5 protein-coding genes are annotated in these 4,080 nt (G+C 69.2%); all 5 read right to left on the bottom strand.

Going from position 1 to position 4,080, the window contains the following annotated elements; translation table 11 throughout:
- Positions 1–267: acylphosphatase (locus tag ACT4N3_RS00025; RefSeq protein ID WP_444853151.1), on the bottom strand; the 267-nt coding region annotated here is incomplete at its 3' end.
- Positions 264–1,187 carry a chorismate synthase gene (locus ACT4N3_RS00020; protein WP_444853150.1) on the bottom strand — a complete coding sequence of 308 codons (924 nt, stop codon included), beginning with the start codon at positions 1,185–1,187 and terminating at the stop codon, positions 264–266. The genes ACT4N3_RS00020 and ACT4N3_RS00025, both read right to left, overlap by 4 nt.
- On the bottom strand, positions 1,184–1,987 hold the full coding sequence (gene fabI / locus ACT4N3_RS00015) for an enoyl-ACP reductase FabI (protein WP_444853149.1): 804 nt from the start codon (positions 1,985–1,987) through the stop codon (positions 1,184–1,186). The genes ACT4N3_RS00020 and fabI overlap by 4 nt, the downstream gene beginning before the upstream one ends.
- Positions 1,987–3,054, bottom strand: coding sequence for a YihY/virulence factor BrkB family protein (locus ACT4N3_RS00010; protein WP_444853148.1), 1,068 nt, complete (start codon positions 3,052–3,054; stop codon positions 1,987–1,989). The genes fabI and ACT4N3_RS00010 overlap by 1 nt, the downstream gene beginning before the upstream one ends.
- 7 nt (positions 3,055–3,061) lie before the next feature.
- Entirely contained in the window at positions 3,062–4,015 is a 954-nt protein-coding gene (locus ACT4N3_RS00005; RefSeq protein ID WP_444853147.1) for a DnaJ C-terminal domain-containing protein, read from the bottom strand.
- Between the last annotated feature and the right edge of the window lie 65 nt (positions 4,016–4,080).

Below are 4,080 nucleotides of genomic sequence, written 5' to 3'. Positions count from 1 at the left end.
GGGACGCTGCTCGAAACCTGTGGGTGCGGCTTCTTCCGTTTCCTCGACTTCGACGCGCTGGACGTGAGCAGCCGGCGGGCCTTCGCGGCAACGCGCGACGAACGCGTCGATGGCGTCCTCGGCGCCGGCCGCCAGAATCTCCACCGTCCCGTCGCGCCGGTTGCGCACCCAGCCGTTGAGGCCGAGCGCGCGGGCTACGTCCACCGCCCAGCCGCGATACCAGACGCCCTGAACGCGGCCATGGACGATGAGGCGACGCGCGATCATCCGCACTGCGCCCGGTGCAGGAGCCTGTGATCGGCGAGCACCAGCGCCAGCATCGCTTCGACAATCGGCACGGCGCGGACGACCACGCACGGATCGTGGCGGCCGGTCACGCCGAGCGCCGGCACCGACGAGGGCGGCTTGAACGCGGCGCGCACGACGATCGGATCGCCGGTCGCGATCCCACCGGTCACGCCACCCGTCATCGCGGGGTCGGCATTGTCGCTGCCCTTGGCCCGTGCCGCGGCGAAGCCGGCGCCGATCTCCACACCTTTGACCGCGTTGATCGACATCAAAGCCGCCGCCAGCTCGGCATCCAGCTTCGCATAGATCGGCGCGCCCCAGCCGGCCGGCACGCCAGTCGCGACCCCCTCGATCACGCCGCCGAGCGATTCCCCCGCCTCGCGCGCGGCCTCGATCATCGCCGTCCAACGCGCCTCGTCACTCTCGCCGCCGATCTCGATCACCCGCGCCGCGATCGTCACCCCGGGGATCACCAGCCGCGCGATCGCGCCCGCCGCCACCCGAGCCGCCGTCTCCCGCGCCGAGGCCCGCCCGCCGCCGCGCGGGTCGCGAACGCCATATTTGACGTCATAAGCCGCGTCGGCATGGCCCGCGCGTGGCGGGGCGTCGGCCGGATAGTCGGCCGGCCGCGCGTCGACATTGTCGATCATCAAGCTGATCGGCGTGCCGGTTGTCCGCCCCTCAAAGACACCGGAGAGAATGCGGACCCGATCCGGCTCCTTGCGCGGCGAGGCGAGCGGGTCCGCGCCCGGTCGCCGCGCATCGAGGAAAGGCTGGATATCGGCCGCGCTCAGCGCGAGCCCCGGCGGGCACCCGTCCACCACCGCGCCAATCGCCGGCCCATGGCTCTCGCCCCAGGTCGTGAGGCGCAGCAGCCGGCCGAAGCTGTTGACGCTCACGCCACGCTGATGTCCGGCGCGTCCTCGGCCTTCATGCCGATCACGTTGTAGCCGGCGTCGACATGGTGGGTTTCGCCGGTCACGCCCGAGGCGAGATCGGAGAGGAGGTAGAGCGCGGCGCCGCCGACATCCTCGATCGTCACGTTGCGACGGAGCGGCGAATTATATTCGTTCCACTTCATGATGTAGCGGAAGTCGCCGATGCCGCTGGCCGCCAGCGTCTTGATCGGACCGGCCGAGATGGCGTTCACCCGGATCTTGTCCGGCCCGAGGTCCATGGCGAGATATTTGACGCTCGCCTCCAGCGCCGCCTTGGCGACGCCCATCACATTGTAATGCGGGATCACCTTTTCCGCGCCGTAATAGGACAAGGTGAGCAGCGCGCCGCCCTCCGGCATCATCGCCTTGGCGCGCTGGGCGACGGCGGTGAAGCTGTAGACCGAGACGTTCATCGTCAGCAGGAAATTGTCGAGGCTGGTATCGACATAGCGGCCGCGCAGCTCGTTCTTGTCCGAAAAGCCGATCGCGTGGACGAGGAAGTCGATCCTCGGCCAGCTTTTCGCCAGCTCCGCGAAGGCGCGGTCGAGATTGGCCATGTCGCTGACATCGCAATCGACGAGGAGCGGGACGCCAAGCTCGGCGGCGAGCGGCCGCACGCGCTTCTCCATCGTCTCGCCCTGATAGGAGAAAGCGAGCTCCGCCCCCTGGGCGGACAGCGCCCTGGCGATACCCCAGGCGAGCGAGCGATCGTTGGCGAGGCCCATGATCAGCCCCCGCTTTCCGTCCATCAATCCGGCCATCATGCCTCCTTGCGCGTCCGGTCGTCGCTTTGCCCGATCAAATCCTGCTCGCCGGGCGTTTCCGCCAGCGCGGCGTTCAGCTCCGCCCCGATAACCAAGCCGAGGCCGACCAGATAGAAGAAAAACAGGCTGATCATCACCCCGGCCAGGCTGCCATAGGTCGCGTCATAGGTGAGCAGGCCGGCGAGCAGGGGCGGCAGCGCAAGGGTCGCGCCGACCCACCACAGAGTCGTCATCAGCGCCCCGGGCCATTTCGGATAGCGGCGCGAGCGATAGCGGCTCGGCGTCAGCGTGTAGAAAAGCAGATAGAGCGACAGGAACAGGCCGAGCGCGGAGAGACCGCGGGTGAGCGCGATCTGGAAATAGGAATCGAACTGCGTCGGCAGTGCGCGAGTGACGAACTCGTCGATCGCGGTGACGATGACCTGGGCGCTGAACGAGAGCAAAAGCAGCAGCACCGCGCCCATGATCAGCCCGATCGAATAGAGCCGGTAATGCCAGAAGCTCTTGCTGTAGGTCGTGCCGTAGGCGCGGCGCAGGATGTCGCGGATCGTCTCGATCAGGCTGCCGACGGTCCACAGGCCGACGATCGCGCCGAGCCAGAGCAGCAGGCCGCTGCGCGCGCCCAGCACCTCGCGCACCGGCGCGTCGAGCGTGGCGGCGACGGCGGGCGGCATGGTGGCGAGGATCACCTCGAGCGCGTGGACGCCCTCCGCCGTCCGGCCGACCGCGCTCATCAGGGCGGTGGCGGTGATGAAGAAGGGGAAGAGCGCGATCAGCGCCATGTAAGCGAGGTTTCCGGCATGGATGAACCCGTCATAATAGGCGCCGACCAGCACCCTTTTGACGATTTCCAGCATCCGGCTATGTCGCTCGGTGGGAGGCGGCGGGCGATATCCAATCCCCTGCTTGCGCAGCGCCAGCTCGGTGCGGATCACCGCCTCGCGCCGCGCCTCCGGGGAATGGGGGCTGTGGCCCTTGGCGACGAACTTCTCGGCGACGTCGTGCTGGACCGCCTCGGCCGTCGCCTCGCCGTCGGTAGGAACGGGCGGGGCGTCGTCGCTCATCGGGTCGTCAAACGCCCAGCCCCGCCCGGACGTTGCGGGAATCGCGCCAGCCTTCCGCGAAGCCGGCGAGCCCGGCATCGTCGGCGGGCAGGTCGATCATCAGGGTGACGAGCTGGTCGCCGCGCTGGCCGCTTTTGGCGGTGAAGCCCTTGCCCTTGAGCCGCAGCACCTTGCCGGAGCTCGATCCTCTGGGCACCGAGAGCATCACCGGCCCATCGACCGTCGGCACCCGGACCTTGGCGCCCACCACCGCCTCGTCGAGCGTCACCGGCAGGTCGAGCCGGATATTGTCGCCCTCGCGGCGGAAGAAGCGGTGCGGCTTGACCGTGATCGTCACGATCGCATCGCCATGGCCGGCCGGCCCCGCCTGGCCCTGGCCGGCGAGGCGGATGCGCGCGCCGTCCTCGACCCCGGCCGGAAGCTTGATGTCGAGCGTCTTGCCGCTGCTCAGGGTCACGCGCTGGCCGGCGAGCTTCGCCGCGTCCTCCAACGGAACCTCGAGCCGGTAGGCGACGTCGGGGCCCTTTTGCGGCGGTGCGCTGCGGCGGCCGAAGCCGCTGAACGGCTCGGCGCCCGCACCTGGCCGGCGCCCGCCCAGGCCGCCGAACAGCCCTTCGAACAGGTCGGAGAGGCCGCCGGCCTCGCCGCCGCCGCTGAACTCGAAGGGCTCGCCATTGGGGCCGCGGAACTCGGGGCCGCCGGCGCCGCCCCGGCCGCCGAAGCCGAACGGCATCCTGGGGTTGCCGTCCTCGTCGATCTCGCCCCGGTCATACTGGGCGCGTTTGTCCTTGTCGGTCAGGATGTCATAGGCCTGCGTGACCTTCGAGAAGCGCTCGGTCGCCTTGGGATTGTCCTTGTTCTTGTCGGGGTGCAGCTCCTTTGCGAGCTTGCGATAGGCTTTCTTGATGTCGGCCTCGTTCGCGCCGCGCGCCACGCCGAGGGTCGAATAGAGGTCGGCCATGGCTGGCTGTCTTCTCCAGCCGGCGCGAAATGTCCATCCCGCAAGCCGCTTGTGCCGGCCGGAGG

Source organism: Sphingosinicella sp., assembly GCF_052388015.1.
In the GTDB taxonomy this organism is placed as follows: Bacteria; Pseudomonadota; Alphaproteobacteria; order Sphingomonadales; family Sphingomonadaceae; genus Allosphingosinicella.
Note: the sequence above shows the minus strand (reverse complement) of the source record. Positions and strands in the feature narration are given on the sequence as shown.